General features: G+C 73.1%; 16 protein-coding genes. 5 read left to right on the forward strand and 11 right to left on the reverse strand.

The window, feature by feature from the left end:
- Positions 1 to 160: 160 nt before the first annotated feature.
- The 11 genes from ACLQ20_RS13190 to ACLQ20_RS13240 all read right to left on the reverse strand — a co-directional run bounded on the left by ACLQ20_RS13190 (position 161) and on the right by ACLQ20_RS13240 (position 11,862).
- Complete coding sequence (locus ACLQ20_RS13190) at positions 161 to 1,216, reverse strand: alcohol dehydrogenase catalytic domain-containing protein (protein ID WP_425855710.1); 1,056 nt, start codon at positions 1,214 to 1,216, stop codon at positions 161 to 163.
- Positions 1,203 to 1,916 carry a GntR family transcriptional regulator gene (locus ACLQ20_RS13195; protein WP_327028532.1) on the reverse strand — a complete coding sequence of 238 codons (714 nt, stop codon included), beginning with the start codon at positions 1,914 to 1,916 and terminating at the stop codon, positions 1,203 to 1,205. The genes ACLQ20_RS13190 and ACLQ20_RS13195 overlap by 14 nt, the downstream gene beginning before the upstream one ends.
- An 8-nt stretch (positions 1,917 to 1,924) precedes the next feature.
- The gene (locus ACLQ20_RS13200; RefSeq protein ID WP_255474680.1) at positions 1,925 to 2,836 is read right to left on the reverse strand and encodes a 2-deoxy-5-keto-D-gluconate 6-phosphate aldolase domain-containing protein; all 912 of its coding nucleotides are present in this window, start codon (positions 2,834 to 2,836) and stop codon (positions 1,925 to 1,927) included.
- Complete coding sequence (locus tag ACLQ20_RS13205) at positions 2,833 to 3,834, reverse strand: alcohol dehydrogenase catalytic domain-containing protein (RefSeq protein ID WP_192581239.1); 1,002 nt, start codon at positions 3,832 to 3,834, stop codon at positions 2,833 to 2,835. The genes ACLQ20_RS13200 and ACLQ20_RS13205 overlap by 4 nt, the downstream gene beginning before the upstream one ends.
- Entirely contained in the window at positions 3,831 to 4,652 is an 822-nt protein-coding gene (locus ACLQ20_RS13210) for a carbohydrate ABC transporter permease (RefSeq protein WP_151452652.1), read from the reverse strand. The genes ACLQ20_RS13205 and ACLQ20_RS13210 overlap by 4 nt, the downstream gene beginning before the upstream one ends.
- Complete coding sequence (locus ACLQ20_RS13215) at positions 4,649 to 5,512, reverse strand: carbohydrate ABC transporter permease (protein WP_192581238.1); 864 nt, start codon at positions 5,510 to 5,512, stop codon at positions 4,649 to 4,651. The genes ACLQ20_RS13210 and ACLQ20_RS13215 overlap by 4 nt, the downstream gene beginning before the upstream one ends.
- Positions 5,513 to 5,609: 97 nt before the next feature.
- A complete protein-coding gene (locus ACLQ20_RS13220; RefSeq protein ID WP_327028530.1) occupies positions 5,610 to 6,905 on the reverse strand; it encodes a sugar ABC transporter substrate-binding protein in 1,296 nt (431 codons plus the stop codon).
- Between the two features lie 27 nt (positions 6,906 to 6,932).
- Complete coding sequence (locus tag ACLQ20_RS13225) at positions 6,933 to 8,039, reverse strand: diphosphate--fructose-6-phosphate 1-phosphotransferase (RefSeq protein ID WP_151452649.1); 1,107 nt, start codon at positions 8,037 to 8,039, stop codon at positions 6,933 to 6,935.
- Positions 8,040 to 8,044: 5 nt separating this feature from the next.
- Complete coding sequence (locus ACLQ20_RS13230; protein ID WP_327028529.1) at positions 8,045 to 9,520, reverse strand: aldehyde dehydrogenase family protein; 1,476 nt, start codon at positions 9,518 to 9,520, stop codon at positions 8,045 to 8,047.
- Entirely contained in the window at positions 9,517 to 10,737 is a 1,221-nt protein-coding gene (locus ACLQ20_RS13235; RefSeq protein ID WP_327028528.1) for a mandelate racemase/muconate lactonizing enzyme family protein, read from the reverse strand. Before ACLQ20_RS13235 ends, ACLQ20_RS13230 begins: the two co-directional genes overlap by 4 nt.
- A gap of 342 nt (positions 10,738 to 11,079) precedes the next feature.
- Entirely contained in the window at positions 11,080 to 11,862 is a 783-nt protein-coding gene (locus ACLQ20_RS13240; protein WP_151452646.1) for a DeoR/GlpR family DNA-binding transcription regulator, read from the reverse strand.
- A 128-nt stretch (positions 11,863 to 11,990) separates the two neighbouring features.
- On the opposite strand from ACLQ20_RS13240, the gene ACLQ20_RS13245 reads away from it, so the two are divergent.
- From ACLQ20_RS13245 to ACLQ20_RS13265, 5 genes are all read left to right on the forward strand, one after another.
- Positions 11,991 to 12,866 (forward strand): aldolase, encoded by an 876-nt coding sequence (locus tag ACLQ20_RS13245; protein WP_151452645.1) that lies wholly within the window; start codon positions 11,991 to 11,993, stop codon positions 12,864 to 12,866.
- Between the two features lie 2 nt (positions 12,867 to 12,868).
- Entirely contained in the window at positions 12,869 to 13,597 is a 729-nt protein-coding gene (locus tag ACLQ20_RS13250) for a sulfite exporter TauE/SafE family protein (protein WP_151452644.1), read from the forward strand.
- Positions 13,591 to 13,989: a YidH family protein gene (locus ACLQ20_RS13255; protein WP_151452643.1), complete on the forward strand. Its 399-nt coding sequence runs from the start codon at positions 13,591 to 13,593 to the stop codon at positions 13,987 to 13,989. The genes ACLQ20_RS13250 and ACLQ20_RS13255 overlap by 7 nt, the downstream gene beginning before the upstream one ends.
- Positions 13,986 to 14,429, forward strand: a complete 444-nt coding sequence (locus tag ACLQ20_RS13260; protein WP_151452642.1) for a DUF202 domain-containing protein — start codon at positions 13,986 to 13,988, stop codon at positions 14,427 to 14,429. The genes ACLQ20_RS13255 and ACLQ20_RS13260 overlap by 4 nt, the downstream gene beginning before the upstream one ends.
- A gap of 86 nt (positions 14,430 to 14,515) precedes the next feature.
- The gene (locus ACLQ20_RS13265) at positions 14,516 to 15,136 is read left to right on the forward strand and encodes an L-threonylcarbamoyladenylate synthase (protein ID WP_151452641.1); all 621 of its coding nucleotides are present in this window, start codon (positions 14,516 to 14,518) and stop codon (positions 15,134 to 15,136) included.
- The last annotated feature ends 141 nt before the right edge of the window (positions 15,137 to 15,277 follow it).

Here is a 15,277-nt window from a genome sequence, read left to right on the forward strand (position 1 = left end):
TGAGGGCAACACTATGATTCTTAAATCTAAATGTCTAGATGTTTGTGCGAGATCGTCTGAACTTTCGTCCGGACGGTCAAAAGTCGGCAACGCCGTGCGACGCCACCGGGGCCCGGCCCCGGTGGCGTCGCATGGGGTGGCCCCGCCCGCTCCCGCCCGGTTACCGGCGGGCGGCGTCGACGCCGTGCGGGGCGACGAAGACCTTGTCGGCCTGGCCGACGGCCTGGGCCTCGAGCGCCTGCGAGACCTTCTCCAACGGGAAGAACGCCGGCCGCAGCCGGTCCAGACCGAGCGTCGGAAGCATGCCCACGGCGCGGTGGTGGGTGTACGGGTTGATGACCGCCCCCACGATGGTCAGCTCACGCGCGAAGACCTCGTTGGGGCGTACCCGGGCCTCCTCGTCCGGCCGGGCGACACCGAAGACCAGGATCCGGCCGCCGCGGCTGGCCATGCCGATCGCGGACTCCAGCAGGCGCGCCGAGCCGACGGCGTCGACGACGTACGGGAAGCCCAGGCCGTCGGTCAGGGCCCGGGCCGCCGCCTCGCTGGCCGGGTCGGTCGGATCGAGGGCGGCGTCGGCTCCCATGCGCAGCGCGAGGTCGCGGCGGTCCGGGCGGGGATCCATGACGACGACGGGGGCGAGCCCCCGGGAGCGGGCCAGCGCCACCATCATCGCCCCCGCCGGGCCCGCGCCGTAGACGAGCACGGGCAGGCCGGAGCGGGGCGCGAGCTGGTCCATGCCGTGGATGCAGCACGCGAGCGGCTCGGTGAGGGCGCCGATCCACGGTGGGGTGTCCGGGGGCAGCCGGTAGGCGATCCGTGCCGGCACGACCATGCGTTCGGTCATCCCGCCGTCGAGCCGTACGCCGTAGCCCCGCTTGGCGTCGCAGAGGTGTTCCTGCCCCAGCCGGCAGTACGCGCAGGCGGTGCAGTAGTCGTGGGGCTCGACGGTCACGAGGTCGCCGGGCGCGAGCCGGTCGACCCCGGGGCCGACCTCCCGCACCCGTCCGCAGACCTCGTGGCCCAGCACGACCGGGCGGGCCGCCGGGAAGCTGCCGCCGACGATGTGGCCGTCCGTGCCGCAGACCCCGACGGCCAGGGGCTCGATGGCCACCTCGCCGGGGCCCGGGGCGCGCTCGGGCAGCTGCTCGACGCGTACGTCGCCCGGACCGTGGCACCGGACGGCGGCGATCGTGCGGGCTTCAGTAAGCGGCACGAAGCAGCTCCTTGAGTCGGCGGATGTGCGCCCGGGCGGCCTCACCCGCGGCGTCGGGGTCACCCGAGCAGAGCGCCTCGAAGATGGCCTGGTGGTCGGCGACGGCCTGGGCCATGCCGCCGGTGAGGCTGGTCGAGCGCATCGCGATCAGGACCCGACTCTGGACGCCGTCGAGCATCCGGGTCAGCACCGGGCTCTGCGCGGCCTGCCGGATCTCCCGGTGGAACGCGGCGTCGAGCTCGATGTGGCGGGCGAAGTCGCCGTCCGCCGCGACCTGCCGGTGCTCGGTGATCAGGGCGAGCAGGCGGCGGCGCAGCGCCGGGCTGTACCGCTGCGCCGCCAGCCGGGCCACCGCCCACTCCAGAGCCTCGCGGGCCTCGTAGAGGCTGACCAGCTCCTCGCCCTCGATGCGGGCGACGACCGCGCCGCGGTTGAGGGTCTCGCGCGCCAGCTCGTCCTGCACCAGGCGGATCACCGCGTCGCGCACGGGGCTGCGGCTCACCCGAAACTCCTCGGCCAACGCCGGGACGCTCAGCCGGGTGCCGGGCCGCAGCTCGCCGGAGATGATCCGGTCGCGCAGCGTCCGGTAGAGCAGCTCGCCGACCCGCTCACCGGTGTGCGGGTCCGCCTCCTGCGCGGGCGCGGTGGCGGGCGCCGGCAGCGTCGCGGCGGGGGGCCGGGGCGGGGAAGGTGGCGTCACTGGTGTCCTCACTCGTGCGGCTCGGGCCCGACCGGCACCGCGGCGAGGAACGCGGCGGCGAATCCGCGATAGTTCGCGGCGACCGCCGCCACCGCCTGAGGGCGGGCCAGGTCCCCGGCGAGCAGCCCGCGCAGCGCGTCCCACCAGATGCTACGCCCGATAGCGAAGCCGGTGAATCCGGCGGCGGCGGCGTCGGCGAGCCACCCCTCGACCCGCGCCGCCGGCGCGTTGGCGCCGAGCAGGATGCACTCGCCGCCGGCCTCGGCCGCGATCCGGGCCGCGGTGCGGTAGTGCTCCTGCCGGTCGAGGTGCTCCAGCTTCCAGACGTCCACCGGCACCTCGTCGAGCAGCTCGGTCATCGCGCGGTGCACCAGCGCGGGACGCAGTTCCCGCTCGAACCGTCCCGGGTCGCCGCCGACGGCGTCGAGCTGCGCGGGCGTGGGCGGCACGAGCAGCTCGAACAGGAAACGGCCACCGGTGTCGCGGACCGTCGTGGACACCTCGGCCAGCCGGGCGCGCTGGACGCGGTTGCCGTCGACGTCGCCCTCGACGTTGTAGCGGACCAGGACCTTGGGCAGCTCCGGTCCGTGGTGCTCCAGGTGGGACCTGAGGTCGGCCGGCTCGGTCTCGTAGATCTCGCAACCACCGCGTTCGAGCGGCATGCTCACGGTCACCCCGTTGGCGTGGGCCCGCTCGGCCACACCGGGGCCGAGCGTCGCGTCGACGAGGATGCCGGCGTGCGCGGCGAGCCTCGGCTCGTCCGCGAGCGCCGCGAGGAGACCCTCCACCACCATGTGCTTGCCGTCGGCGATCGCCGCGCGTTGGCCGCGCGTGGCGGTGCCGGTGTGGCCGTAGAGCGCCTGGGTGAGCCAGGGACGCTGGTCGACCGCGAGGATGAGCAGGTGCTGCGGCTGGTTCATGAGGCGTCCTCCGACACGATGCAGGGTTTGAAGTAGTCGCCGGCGACGAAGCGGGCGAAGGCGTCCGGCAGCTCGGCGAGGGTCACCGGCACCGTCAGCCGGTCCCGCAGCGCGGCGCCGTGGCCGCGCAGCAGGTCCCAGTTCGCCTCGACCTCGCTGGTGGGGAAGTAGAAGGAACGCACCGTGTAACAGTCGGTGCGCCGCCAGCGGGGCGTCGCGGGCATCGTGTAGGGCTCGTCGGACTCGCCGAGGGCGATCACCGCGCCGCCGGGCGCGACCACCCGCTGCGCGGTCTCCCGGGCCGCCGCGGCGCCGCTGACCTCGACCACGAGGTCGTACTGGTTCTCCGCCGCCAGGTCGCCGGCGGCCCGGGCGCCCAGCTCGACGGCCGTGGCGAGGCGACCCTCGTGCGGGTCGAAGGCGTCCACCTCGCCGACGCCGAAGGCGCCCGCCACGGCGACGACCCCGAGGCCCAACGGGCCGGCGCCGATGACCAGCGCCCGGTCGACGCCGTCGGGCTGGGTGCGCTGCCACAGGCGTAGGGCGTGCGCGGCGGTGCCCACGGTGTCCAGACCGAGCACCGCCGTGTCCAGCGGCACGTCGTCGGGCACCGGCAGCAGGCAGCGGGCCGGCACGTCGACGTGCTCGGCGAACCCGCCGTCGCGCTGCCAGCCGATCAGCTCCCGCAGGTGCAGGCACTGGTTGGTGCGGCCGGCGGCGCAGCGCCGGCACGTACCGCAGAAGACCGGGATGTAGACGATGCCGCGGGTCCCGACGGGCACGGTGACGTCCGCGCCGACGTCGACCACGGTGCCGGCGATCTCGTGCCCCGGCACCACGGGTGAGCCCGACCGCAGCAGCCGCTTGTCCGAGCCGCAGAGGGCGCAGACGTCGACGCGTACGCGTACCTGCCCGTTCGCGACCGGGCCGAGCGTGGCCCGCTCGAAGTCGATCCGTCCGTCGCCCAGGAAGCGGGCACGGACACTGGTGGTCGTCACTTGACGGCACCTCCGGTGATTCCACGCACCAGCCACCGCTGCGCGAAGATCGTCAGCAGTAGGGCCGGCGCTGAGATGAGCGTGCTGGCGGCCATCAGACCGCCGAAGTCGTTCGATCCCTGGCCGATGAAGTTGAAGGCGATGACCGTCAGCGGCAGCGTCTGGTCGTTGGCGAGCGCCAGGGCGAACAGGAAGTAGTTCCAGGAGAAGACGAAGCTGAGCGTGAGTGCCACCGAGACGCCGGGCATGGCGAGCGGCAGCACCACCATGCGGAACCGCTGCCAGGTGGAGGCGCCGTCGATGAGCGTCGACTCCTCGATGCTGATCGGGATCTCCTCGAAGAACGGGATCAGCAGCCAGATGCACAGCGGCAGCGTGACGATCAAATGCGCCACGATGAGCAGGGCGTAGTTGAGCCCCGTGTTCGACGGGGCGTCGATCCGGATGGAGAGCACGAACAGCGGCAGCACGAACAGCACACCGGGTGCCATCCGGGCGAGCAACGTCACGAAGCCCAACGTGTTCAGTTGCCGCCGGACGATCACGTACGCGGCCGGTGCGCCAAGCACCAGGCCGAGCAGGGTGGAGCCGCCGGCCACGATGAAGCTGTTGACGATGTAGCGGCCGAACTCGAACCGCTCGAACAGGTTGGTGAAGTTCTCCAGCGTCAGCGGCGAGGCCACGTCGAACAGGGAGCCGGTGATGTCGACGTTGCGCCGCAGCGACGACCAGAGCATGAACAGCACCGGGCCGAAGAAGACCACGGCGAACAGGAAGTACGCGGTGTAGACGCCGACCAGCCGCTTGCCCGCGCTCATTTCGCGGCCCTCCTTCGGACCAGGGTGAAGACGGTGGCGATCAGTACGACGAGCACCAGCAGGGCGATCTGCAGGGCGGCGGCGTAGCTGGGCGCCTGGTTGATGAACGCCTCGTTGTAGCCGTACACGTTGAGGGTGTTCGTCGAGTCGACCGGCCCGCCCTGGGTCATGATGTAGATGGTGTCGAAGAAGCGGACCAGGTCGACGGTGCGCAGCAGCATCGCGACGATGAGCACCGGCCGCAGCAGGGGCAGACCGATGTTCCACGCGGTACGCCAGCCGCTCGCCCCGTCGATGGCCGCCGCCTCGAACGGCTCCTCCGGCAACGACCGGATGCCGGCGGAGATGATCAGCGCCATGAACGGCGTCCACTGCCAGATGTCCACGAGCGCGATGGACCAGGGCGCGATGGACGGGTCACCGAGCCAGACCACGGGGTCGATCCCGATGACGGCCAGCAGTTCGTTGGCCGCCCCCAGCGACGGATCCATGATCAGCAGCCAGAGCAGGCCGACCGCCACCGACGCGGTGATCGCCGGGATGAGCATCATGCCCTGGAAGACGCGCCGGCCGGGCACGTCCAGGCTCATCACGTAGCCGAGCGCGAGTCCCAGCACGGTCTCCACGGCGAGGCACACCACGAAGAGGAAGAGCGTGACCTTCAGGGAGTTGTAGAACGCCGGGTTGGCGAACATCTGGGCGTAGTTGTCGAACCCGAGGAAGCCCGTGTTCGTGCCGTCGGACTGCCGGTCGGTCACCGACAACCAGACGGTGTACGCGATCGGCAGCAGGACCAGCAGGGCGGTGACCACGGCGGCCGGCACCACGAAGGGCCAGATCCCCCGGGCGGTCGGATGCACCGTCCTTCTCGGCCGGCGCCCCGCCCCCCGCCCCGCCGTGCTGGCGGGGCGGGGGCCGGTCGGGCGTTTCGTCGTCGTGTCGGTGCTCATGAGGCTCCTACTCGCTGTTCTTCGCCAGCAGCGGGGTGAGGCCGTCCTGGATCTGCTTGGCCGCGTCCGCGGCGCTCGCCCGGCCGAGGATCACGGTGCCCACCGCGTCGCCGATGACCTTGCGCATCTCGGGGGCCGCGACACCCACCGGCCCGACCTCGGTGTCACCGTCGGTCTGCGCCTTCGTCAGCGCCGCGTTCCACTGCTTGAGCGTCTCGGTGTTGAGCGTGGCGGTGTAGGCGGGGTCCTGGCTGACCGAGGTGCGCGGCGGGGCGATGCCGGACTTGGTGAGCTCCAGCTGCGTCTTCGCGCTGGTGGCCCACTGCACGAACTTCCACGCCGCGTCCTTGTTCTTCGAGAACGAGGAGACCGACAGGCCCCAGGACAGCACGGTGGTCTTGGAACCGGCGGCGCCGGCCGGGAAGTCGAGGACGCCGATCTTGTCCGCGATCTTGGAGGTCTTGGGGTCGACGATGCTGCTGACCTCGTTGCTCGACTCCAGCTCCATGGCGGCGTTGCCGGCGGCGAACAGGGCCGAGGACTGGGTGAAGGTGTTGTTCACGACGCCGGGCGGGCCGTACTCGCGGGCCAGGGTGGCGTAGCGGTCGATCGCCTCGATCGCCTTGGGGTCGTCGAAGTTGGGCGTGCCGTCGGGCTTGGTCCAGCTCACGCCCTGCGAGTGCAGGAACGGGCCGAAGGTAAACGGCAGCGCCGCGGACTGCCCGCGCAACGCGATCGGGGTGACGCTGCCGCCGGACTTCTGCTTGATCGTCTCGGCGGCGGTGGTCAGCTCGTCGAGCGTCTTCGGCGGCGTGACGCCGTACTTGTCGAACAGGTCGGTGCGGTAGTACAGCACCACGCCCTCGACGTTGATCGGCGCGGCGATCAGCTTGTCGTCCACGGTCATGCCGGCCCGTACGGCGGCCGGGAAGTCGTCGACGTCGTAGTCCGCCCCCGCCTTGCCGACGTGGTCGTCCAGCGGCTCGTAGTAGTTGGACTTGGCGAACTGGGGGCCCTCACGGGAGGGCAGCGTCATGAACACGTCCATCGAGGCACTGCGCGACTGGAGGTTGAGCTGCACCTTGTCGCGCATCTGCTGCTCGGCGAACGTCTGGACCTTCACCGTGACGCCCGACTCCTTCTCGAAGTCGTCGATCAACGGCTCGATCGCCCGCTGCCAGGGGTGGTTCGACATGATCAGGTTGATCTCGTTGGCGGAGCCGGCGGAGTCCGAGCCGCAGCCGGCGGTGAGTCCGCCGACCAGGGCCAGGGCGAGCGCCGCGCTCAGGTACCTGTGCCGCATGTGCCTGCCTTTCGATGGAGGGGTCACTCAGGCGATGAGAGGGGTGAGCCAGTCGTGGAAGTCGCCGAGGTCGGCGGGGTCGGTCGTGCGCCACGGCGCGGGTACCGGTCGGGTGTGGCCGGCCACCTGGGCCAGTGGCACCGGGTCGTACCCGGCGGCGTAGGGGTCGGTGCCGACGCGGTGCAGGCCGACCATGAGTCCGCTGCGCCCGTCCGCGAGCAGCCGCGCGGCGTGCCGTCCGGCCTCGGTCGCCTCCCGGCGGTCGACGTCGCCGGCCAGGGCGCCGGCCGAGCGCTGCACCATGCCGAGGACCTCGCCGCGGGCGGCGACCCCGAGTTCGGCGGTGACCAGCGCGGCGAGCCGGCGGGACACCCCGCCCAGCAGGATCCTGGTGTGGTTGGCCGCCTCGAAGGGCTCGTCGGTCAGCTCGCGGGCGGCGCCCTCGCTGGTCACCACGAACGCGCGGCCGTGCGCGTGCAGGGCGTCGTCGACCTGGCGCAGGAAGTCCGCCCGGTCGAACGGCACCTCCGGCAGCAGGACGAGGTGCGGTGCGTGTGCCGGGTCCTCCCGGTGCCACGTCGCGGCCAGCGCCAGCCAGCCCACCGACCGGCCCAGGGTCTCCACGATGCGTACCGGCTCGATCGCCCGCATGGCCGCGTGGTCGCGGGCGAGGTCGGGCACGACCCGGGTCAGGTAGCGCGCGGCGGAGCCGAATCCCGGGCAGTGGTCGACGCCGACCAGGTCGTTGTCGACGGTCTTGGGGATGCCCGCGGTGCACAGGGGCAACCCGGCCTGCTCGGCGCGTTCGGTGAGGGCCCGCAGCAGCGCCATCGTGCCGTTGCCGCCGATCAGCGCGACCCCCTCGACGCGGTGCTCGGCGAGCGTCGCGACCGCCGCGTCGAGGTCGTCGCCGGTGACCGCCCGGCGACCGGCGCCGAGCCAGGACCCGCCGCGGTGGGTCCAGGCGGGCGGGACGTCGGCGAGGGTGACCGGGGTGAGCCGGCCGTCGACGAGACCGTCGGGGCCCCCGCGCAGGGCGAGGACCTCGTGTCCCTCGGCGCCCTCCAGGAAGCCGCGCAGGCTCGCGTTGACGACGGCGGTCGGCGCGCCGGTCTGGCCGATGAGCAGGCGCATGACGCTCAGGCCCCCACCGGGCGGGAGGCGACACTGAGGTGGGTCTGGAACGCCTCCAGGCCCGGCCGGCCGCCCTCGTAGCCGACGCCCGAGTCACCGAGCCCGCCGAACGGCACCCACGGCGTGTTCGGCGTGCCCGTGTTGATCCCGACGATGCCGGCGCGCAGCCGGTCGGCGACCGCCCGCGCGGCGTCCAGGTCGGTGCCGCACACGTAGCCGGCGAGCCCGTAGCCCGTGGCGTGGTGCACCGCCAACGCCGCGTCGAGGTCGTCGTAGACGTGCACCGGCGCGACCGGTCCGAAGATCTCACCGGTCATGGCGCGGCTGTCCACGGGCGCGTCGAGCAGCACCGTCGGGGCGGCGTAGTGCCCGGCGGACGGCGCCGCGCCGTGCGGCGCGACGGCACGGGCGCCCCGGGCGACGGCCTCGTCGACCAGAGCGGCCATGCGCGCCGGGTCGCCCGCCGGGGCGAGCGGGCCGATGTCGGTGCCGGGGTCCCGGGGATCGCCGACGCGCAGGGCGCGGGTGGCCTCGACGAACGCCTCGACGAACTCCCCGGCCACCTCCCGGGCGACCAGGATCTGGTTGGCCGCGATGCAGGACTGGCCGTTGTTGCGGTACTTGGCGACCATCAGGGTCTGCGCCGCGGCCTGCGGGTCGGCGTCCGGGAGGACGACGAACGGCGCGCAGCCGCCCAACTCCATCACCGTACGCAGGAACCGCGGCGCCGCCTCGGTGGCCACCAGGCGACCGACCCGGGTCGAACCGGTGAACGAGACCGCCCGCACCGCCGGCGCCGCGAGCCACGGGGAGACGACGTCGGCCGGGGTGCCGAGGACGGTGCCGAGCGCCCCGTCGGGCAGGTGCCGCTCGCACACCGCGGCGAGCACCATCGACGACAGCGGAGCCAGCTCCGAGGGCTTGAACAGCACCGGGCAGCCCGCGGCGAGTGCCGGTGCGATCTTCCGGGCGGGGATGGAGACCGGGAAGTTCCACGGGGTGAGTACGGCCGCGACCCCGACCGGCCGGGCGGCGACCCGGTGCTCGTGCTGCGGCACCACCGTCAGCCGTTGCTCCTCCTGCCGCTCGACGAGGTCGGCCATGACCCGGAAGTAGGTCACGGTCAGCCCCAGCTCGGCGGTGGACTCGGCGAGCCGCTTGCCGGTCTCCCGGGTGATCAGCCCGGCCCAGTCCGGGCGGGTCGCCAGGGCCTCGATGTCGTCGGCGATGGCCCGCAGGGCCGCGGCGCGCTCCGCCACCGGGGTGGCCGCCCAGGCCGGCAGCGCGGCGGTGGCGGCGGCGAGCGCGCGGGCGGCGTCGGCCGAGCCGCCGGTGCTGACCTCGGCGAAGGCCGTCCCGGTGGACGGGTCGACGACGGGCAGGGTGGGCGCCCCCGTGACGGCGCCCGGGAGCGCCCGGCCGCCGATGCGCACCGCGCTCCGGGTTGCCAGGACCTCGTCGACGATCGGGGAATCGGTCACGACAGCTGCTCCTCGTACGGCTCGAGCTGGTCCGGATCGAGGTCGATACCGAGACCGGGGCGGTTGGGCACGGTGACCGTGCCGTGGGCGGTCAGGAACTCGTCGGCGGCCCGGCGCAGCGGGTTGGACCGGACGTCCCACTCGACGAGGGACGTCGCCGGGCTGCTGGCGGCCACCTGCACGGTCGCGGCGGTCGCGATCGCGCCGTTGTACAGATGCGGGTTGACGGTCTTGCCGGCGGCCTCGGCGGCCCGGAGCACCGTCAGGTACTCGCTGATCCCACCGACCTTGGTGAGGTCCGGTTGCACGATGGTGACCCCGCTGCCCCGCAGGTACGGGGTGAAGGCCGCGGCGCCGTAGAGGTTCTCGCCGGTGGCCAGGGGCATGCCGGTGCGGGTGCCGAGTTCGTCGAGTTCCTCCGGCCGGTCGCCGGCGAGCGGCTCCTCGACCCAGGCGACACCCAGGTCGGCCAGCGCCGGCAGCATCCGCAGCGCCTCGGGCAACGACCACGCCTGGTTGGCGTCGGCGAAGATCTGCGCCCCGTCGCCGAGGACGCGCCGCGTGGTGCGGACGTTGTCCAGGTCCCGGTCCCGGCCGAAGCCGACCTTGACCTTCACGGCGGTCAGCCCGAGCGCCCCGCAGTGCGCCGCGGTCTCGGCGACCCCGGCGGGGCCGAGGCTGGAGCCGTAGACGGGCAGTTCGGTGCGGGGGTGCGTGGTGAGCAGCGACGCCAGGCTCCGCCCCGCGTGCCGGGCGGCCAGGTCCCACAGCGCGATGTCGACCGCGCTCACCGCCTGGTGGATCGGGCCGGGCGCACCCCACTGGCGGCCCAGCGGACCCAGCTTCGCCATCAGCGCCCGCTGCGCGTCGGCGGGGTCGGCCGGCCGCGTGCCGAGCAGCAGTGGCGTCACGCCCTCCCTGATCGTGGCGATGCGCTCGCGCCAGGCCCAGGACGGGTAGTTGGCCCAGCTCTCGCCGACGCCGATCGAACCGTCGGCCAGCTCGACCTCGACCAGCACCATCACCCGGTGGGTCAGGGGGGCGAAGGACATCGCGATCTGCTCGGCGGGCCGGGCGCGGAACACCCGGCACCGCACGTCGGCGACGGGGACGTCGGGCAGCCGCACGGCGCCCACCGAGGGGCCGGCCTTTCCGGCCGCGGGGGCGGCCTGGTCGACCACGTCCGGGGCGTGCTGCAGATCTCCGCTGAGTCCCATGAGGCCTCTCTCACACTTGTGAAGAACTGCATGCAGTTCTAGCCGGCGTTCATCCGCCCGTCAAGGGCTGGAAACAAACTGGGTCGTCCCGGTGACCGGCGGTGGCGGGCGAAAAAGGACGACGCGCCCCGCAACGGGACGTGTCGCCGCGGTGGTGCTGGTGGGCTACCCGGACCGCCGGGCCCGCCGCAGGGCTACGCGGACGGCAGGGCCCGCCGCTGGGCTAGCTGGACGGCCGGGCATGCCGCTGGGCTACCGGGACGGCAGGGCCCGCCGCAGGGCGTCGTGACACCCGGTGCCGCCCGCCGGACCGGCGGCCGGTGGCGGAGTGGGCCGGAAAAGTCAGGCGGTGATGACGCGGATGCCGTTGCGCCGCACCGTCGTCGCGACCGGCTCGGGCAGGGGCGCGTCGACGACCACGCTGTCGATCCGGTCGAGCCCGCAGACCTGCACCGGGGCGGTGGCGGTCAGCTTGCTCGCGTCGACCACCAGGACGATCTCGTCGGCGATCTCCATCAGGGCGTGCTTGGCGCTGAGCTCGATCTCCGAGCGCACGTAGACCCCGCGCTCGTCGACGGCGCCGGCGCCGAGGAAGAGCATCCGGATCCGCAGGCGGCGGGTCAGGTCCAGGGCCGCGAAGCCGACCAGCGCCTGGTTGTCGTGCAGCAGCTCGCCGCCGATCCCGATGACGCGGGCGCGCGGACGCGACAGCATGTGCCCCAGCACCGGCACCGAGTGGGTGACCACGCATCCCTCGAACTCGGCGGGCAGGGCGTGGGCCACCTCGGCGGCCGTGGTCCCGCTGTCGATGCCGATGGTGTCGCCGGGCTGCACCAGGGCGGCGGCGGCCGCCCCGATCGCGAGTTTGGCCTGCGTGTGGGTCTGCGCCCGGGAGGCGAAGCCGGGGCCGGCCACACCGCCGGGCGGCAGGCTGACACCGCCGTGCACGAGGGTCACCTCGTGGGACTCGGCGAGCTGGCGCAGGTCGCGGCGGACGGTCATCTGCGAGACGCCGAGCTGGGCGCTGAGCTCCGCCACGGAGAGGAAGCCCGCCCGCCGCAGCGCGGCCATGATCTGCGTGCGGCGCCGGGGGGCGCTCTCGTAACGGGACGTCTGCACGCTCACGCCGGGCCCTCCTGCCGGATGTCACCCCACGGGGCTCGGTGGAGAGTTTAGAGCAACCGAGGGATGTTATTTTTCTACCATCCGATGGTACGTTGCCAACGTCCTTTGGTAATCCCGGGAGGTACCCCATGACCGTCGCCACCGTGTCGCCCACCGTTCTGGCCCGCCCCTCCGGCGGCTACGCCATGCTCGCCGTCGACCAGCGGGAGGCCCTGCGGGCGATGTTCGCCGCCCACCAGAGCCAGCCGGTGACCGACGAGCAGATCACCGCCTTCAAGGTCGCGGCGGCCCGCGCGCTGAGCCCCCACGCCTCGGCGATCCTCGTCGACAAGCAGTTCGGCTGGGACGCCGTCATCGCCGAGGAGGCCGTCGCCGCCGAGTGCGCCCTGATCGCCGCCGCCGACCGCTTCACCGCCAGCGCCACCGAGTTCGTCGCCGACGTCGCCATCGACGACGACGTCGACCCCGCCGCCGTACGCGCCCAGGGCGCCAAGGCGCTCAAGCTGCTCGTGCTCTGGCGCCCCGACGAGGACCCCGCCCCCCGGATCGCCCTGGTGACGGACTTCGTGCGGCGGTGCCGCGACAACGGACTCGTCAGCATCATCGAGCCGGTGTCCCGCGCTCCCCGCCAGGGCGGCGCCTTCGACCACGACGCCGGCATCCTCGCCGCCGCCAGGGAACTCGGCTCGCTCGGCGCCGACCTCTACAAGGCCGAGGTCCCCACCGCCGGGCAGGGCACCCCGGCGGAGATCGTCGCCGGCTGCTCCCGGCTGAGCGAGTCCATCGCCGGGCCCTGGGTGGTGCTGTCGTCGGGCGTACCCGCCGAACTCTTCCCCGACGCCGTCCGCCTCGCCTGCCAGGCCGGGGCGTCGGGCTTCCTGGCGGGCCGGGCGATCTGGGCGTCGGTCGTCGGCAGCCCGACGATGGCCGACGACCTGCGGACCATCTCCGTGGATCGGCTGCGCCGCCTCTGCGACGTGGTTGACGACGCCGTGTCCCGCTGACGGTGGCCCTCCTCGGCGCCGCCCTCGCGGTGGTGGCGGTCGCCCTCGGGGCGGCCATGCAGCGGGTCACCGGGCTCGGCTTCGCGCTGGTCGCGGCGCCGTTCCTGGTCATCATCCTCGGCCCGTTCACCGGTGTCGTGCTGGCGAACCTGCTCTCCGCCGCGATCAACCTCGTCGTCCTGGCCTCGACCTTCCGGGCCCTGCACCGCAGGTTGGCCGTGGAGATGATCGTCGGCGTCGTGGTCGCCGTCCCCCTCGGCGCCTGGGTGGTGGCGTCCCTGCCCGGTCCGCTGCTGCTCATCGGCGTCGGCTCGATCACGGCGATCTCCGTCGCCTGGGTCGCCCGGGGCAACCCGCTGCGGTTCCTCCGTAGCCGTGGCGGGCCGGTGCTGTCGGGCTTCACCTCGGGGTTCTTCAACACCACCGCGGGCACCGGCGGGCCGCCCCTGGCCGTCTACGCGGTGAGCACCGACTGGGGCCAGCGCAGCTTCGTGCCGACCGTGCAGGTCGTCGGCCTGGTCACCAACGTGCTGTCGCTGGCCGCCAAGGGCACGCCAGCGCTGTCCTGGCCCCTGCTGCTGGCCTGCGCCGTGGCGATGACCGTCGGCATCGCCGGAGGTCAGGTGCTGTCCCGCTGGCTGCCGGAGGAGCGGGCCCGAGGATCGGTCATCGGGCTGGCCTTGATCGGCAGCGTCATCGCCGTCGGAAAGGGAGTGACCGCCCTGTGGTAGTCGACACGGACGACGAGACCTCCTCGCGGACGCCCGGGCGACGCCGGTGGCCCGGCCGGGTCTTCGACCGGGGCGTCGATCCCGACCCCCGGTTCAGCCTCGCCAACGAGCGCACCTTCCTGGCCTGGATCCGTACGTCGCTGGCGCTCTTCGCGGCCGGGATCGCCCTGGAGGCGCTGGCCCTGCCCATCGCGCCCGGGCTGCGCCGCGCCGCAGCCGTCGTGCTGATCGTGCTCGGCGCCGCGGCCCCGGTGCAGGCGTGGATCGGCTGGCTGCGTACGGAGGCGGCGCTGCGCCTCGGTCGGAGCCTGCCGCCACCCGCGCTGGCGATGCCGCTCGGCCTGGGCCTGGTCCTGGCAGCCGGCCTGATCCTGGTCGGCCTCGTCCGGTGAGCCGTGCCGCCGCACCCCGCGACGGGGACCGCCCGGCGTCGGCGGGTCCACCCGGGACACCCCCTCGCCTGGACGGCGACCCCGGCCTGCAACTGGAGCGGACCATGCTGGCCTGGCGGCGCACGGCGGCGGCGTTCCTGGTGGCCGGTGCCGTCGGTGCGCGACTGCTCACCCCGCTGCTCGGCGGCTGGGCCTATCCGGCCGTGGCGGCACCGGCGCTGTGCGTGGGCGCGCTCGCCCTCGCCAGGTGCGTCCCACCGCGCCGCCCTACTGGGCGGCGACCGGCCACGACGGCGCGCGGGAAGTCGATGCCACCGGGTCCGACGGTCGTCACCCCGGGGGCGGGCCGGATGGCCGGCGTCGCGGCCCTGACCTGCCTCCTCGGCCTCGCCGCGGCGGCGACCGTGCTGACCGCCACGACGCCGCCGTCGACCCCCTGACCGTGCGAACTGCGGCGACCGCGTCGAGGTGGCCGTACCAGAACTGGGGGAGGCGCGTCGTCCGGGCAACACCTAGTCTCGGGCGTATGGCGAGGTACTACGACGTGCACCCGGACAACCCGCAGCCCCGGGTCCTCCGGCAGGTCGTCGACCTGATCCGCAGCGGCGGCTTGATCGCCTACCCGACGGACTCGTGCTTCGCGTTCGGTTGTCAGCCGGGCAACCGGTCCGGTCTGGATCGGATCCGGGAGATCCGTCGGCTGGACGAACGGCATCACTTCACTTTGGTGTGCCGTGACTTCGCCCAACTCGGCCAGTTCGTGCAGGTCAGCAACTCGGTTTTCCGGATGGTGAAGGCGTGCACCCCGGGCAGCTACACCTTTATCCTGCCGGCGACCCGCGAGGTGCCGCGCCGGCTGCTGCACCCCAGGAAGCGCACCGTGGGCGTACGGGTCCCCAGGCACACGGTCGTCCAGGCGCTGCTGGCCGAGCTCGGCGAGCCGTTGGTGTCGAGCACCCTGATGCTGCCTGGCGAGGACGAGCCGATGACCCAGGGGTGGGAGATCAAGGAACGGCTGGACCATCTCCTCGACGCGGTGATCGACGCTGGCGACTGTGGAAAGGAACCGACCACCGTGGTCGACCTGTCGCAACCTGAGCCCGAGATCCTGCGCTACGGGGCCGGAGACCCGGGCTGCTTCGAGTAGCCGCATCGTTGGGGCGACGGTCGTTCGGGACGCGGGCGCGGGTTGCCCACGGTCACCTACCGCTTGCGGTTAGTCACCGGACATCTCTCGACGGAATTTAGGAACGACTGTTCTTGACTGGTCGTTCCTAAACCCGCTACC

Source organism: Micromonospora sp. DT46 (assembly GCF_049841735.1).
Classification (GTDB): Bacteria; Actinomycetota; Actinomycetes; order Mycobacteriales; family Micromonosporaceae; genus Micromonospora; species Micromonospora reichwaldensis.

Excerpts from the sequence above, each read along its gene's own strand:
- ACLQ20_RS13200 (WP_255474680.1), bottom strand. The coding sequence starts at position 2,836 with ATGAACCAGCCGCAGCACCTGCTCATCCTCGCGGTCGACCAGCGTCCC.
- ACLQ20_RS13210 (WP_151452652.1), bottom strand. The coding sequence starts at position 4,652 with ATGAGCGCGGGCAAGCGGCTGGTCGGCGTCTACACCGCGTACTTCCTG.
- ACLQ20_RS13220 (WP_327028530.1), bottom strand. The coding sequence starts at position 6,905 with ATGCGGCACAGGTACCTGAGCGCGGCGCTCGCCCTGGCCCTGGTCGGC.
- ACLQ20_RS13225 (WP_151452649.1), bottom strand. The coding sequence starts at position 8,039 with ATGCGCCTGCTCATCGGCCAGACCGGCGCGCCGACCGCCGTCGTCAAC.
- ACLQ20_RS13235 (WP_327028528.1), bottom strand. The coding sequence starts at position 10,737 with ATGGGACTCAGCGGAGATCTGCAGCACGCCCCGGACGTGGTCGACCAG.
- ACLQ20_RS13245 (WP_151452645.1), top strand. The coding sequence starts at position 11,991 with ATGACCGTCGCCACCGTGTCGCCCACCGTTCTGGCCCGCCCCTCCGGC.
- ACLQ20_RS13265 (WP_151452641.1), top strand. The coding sequence starts at position 14,516 with ATGGCGAGGTACTACGACGTGCACCCGGACAACCCGCAGCCCCGGGTC.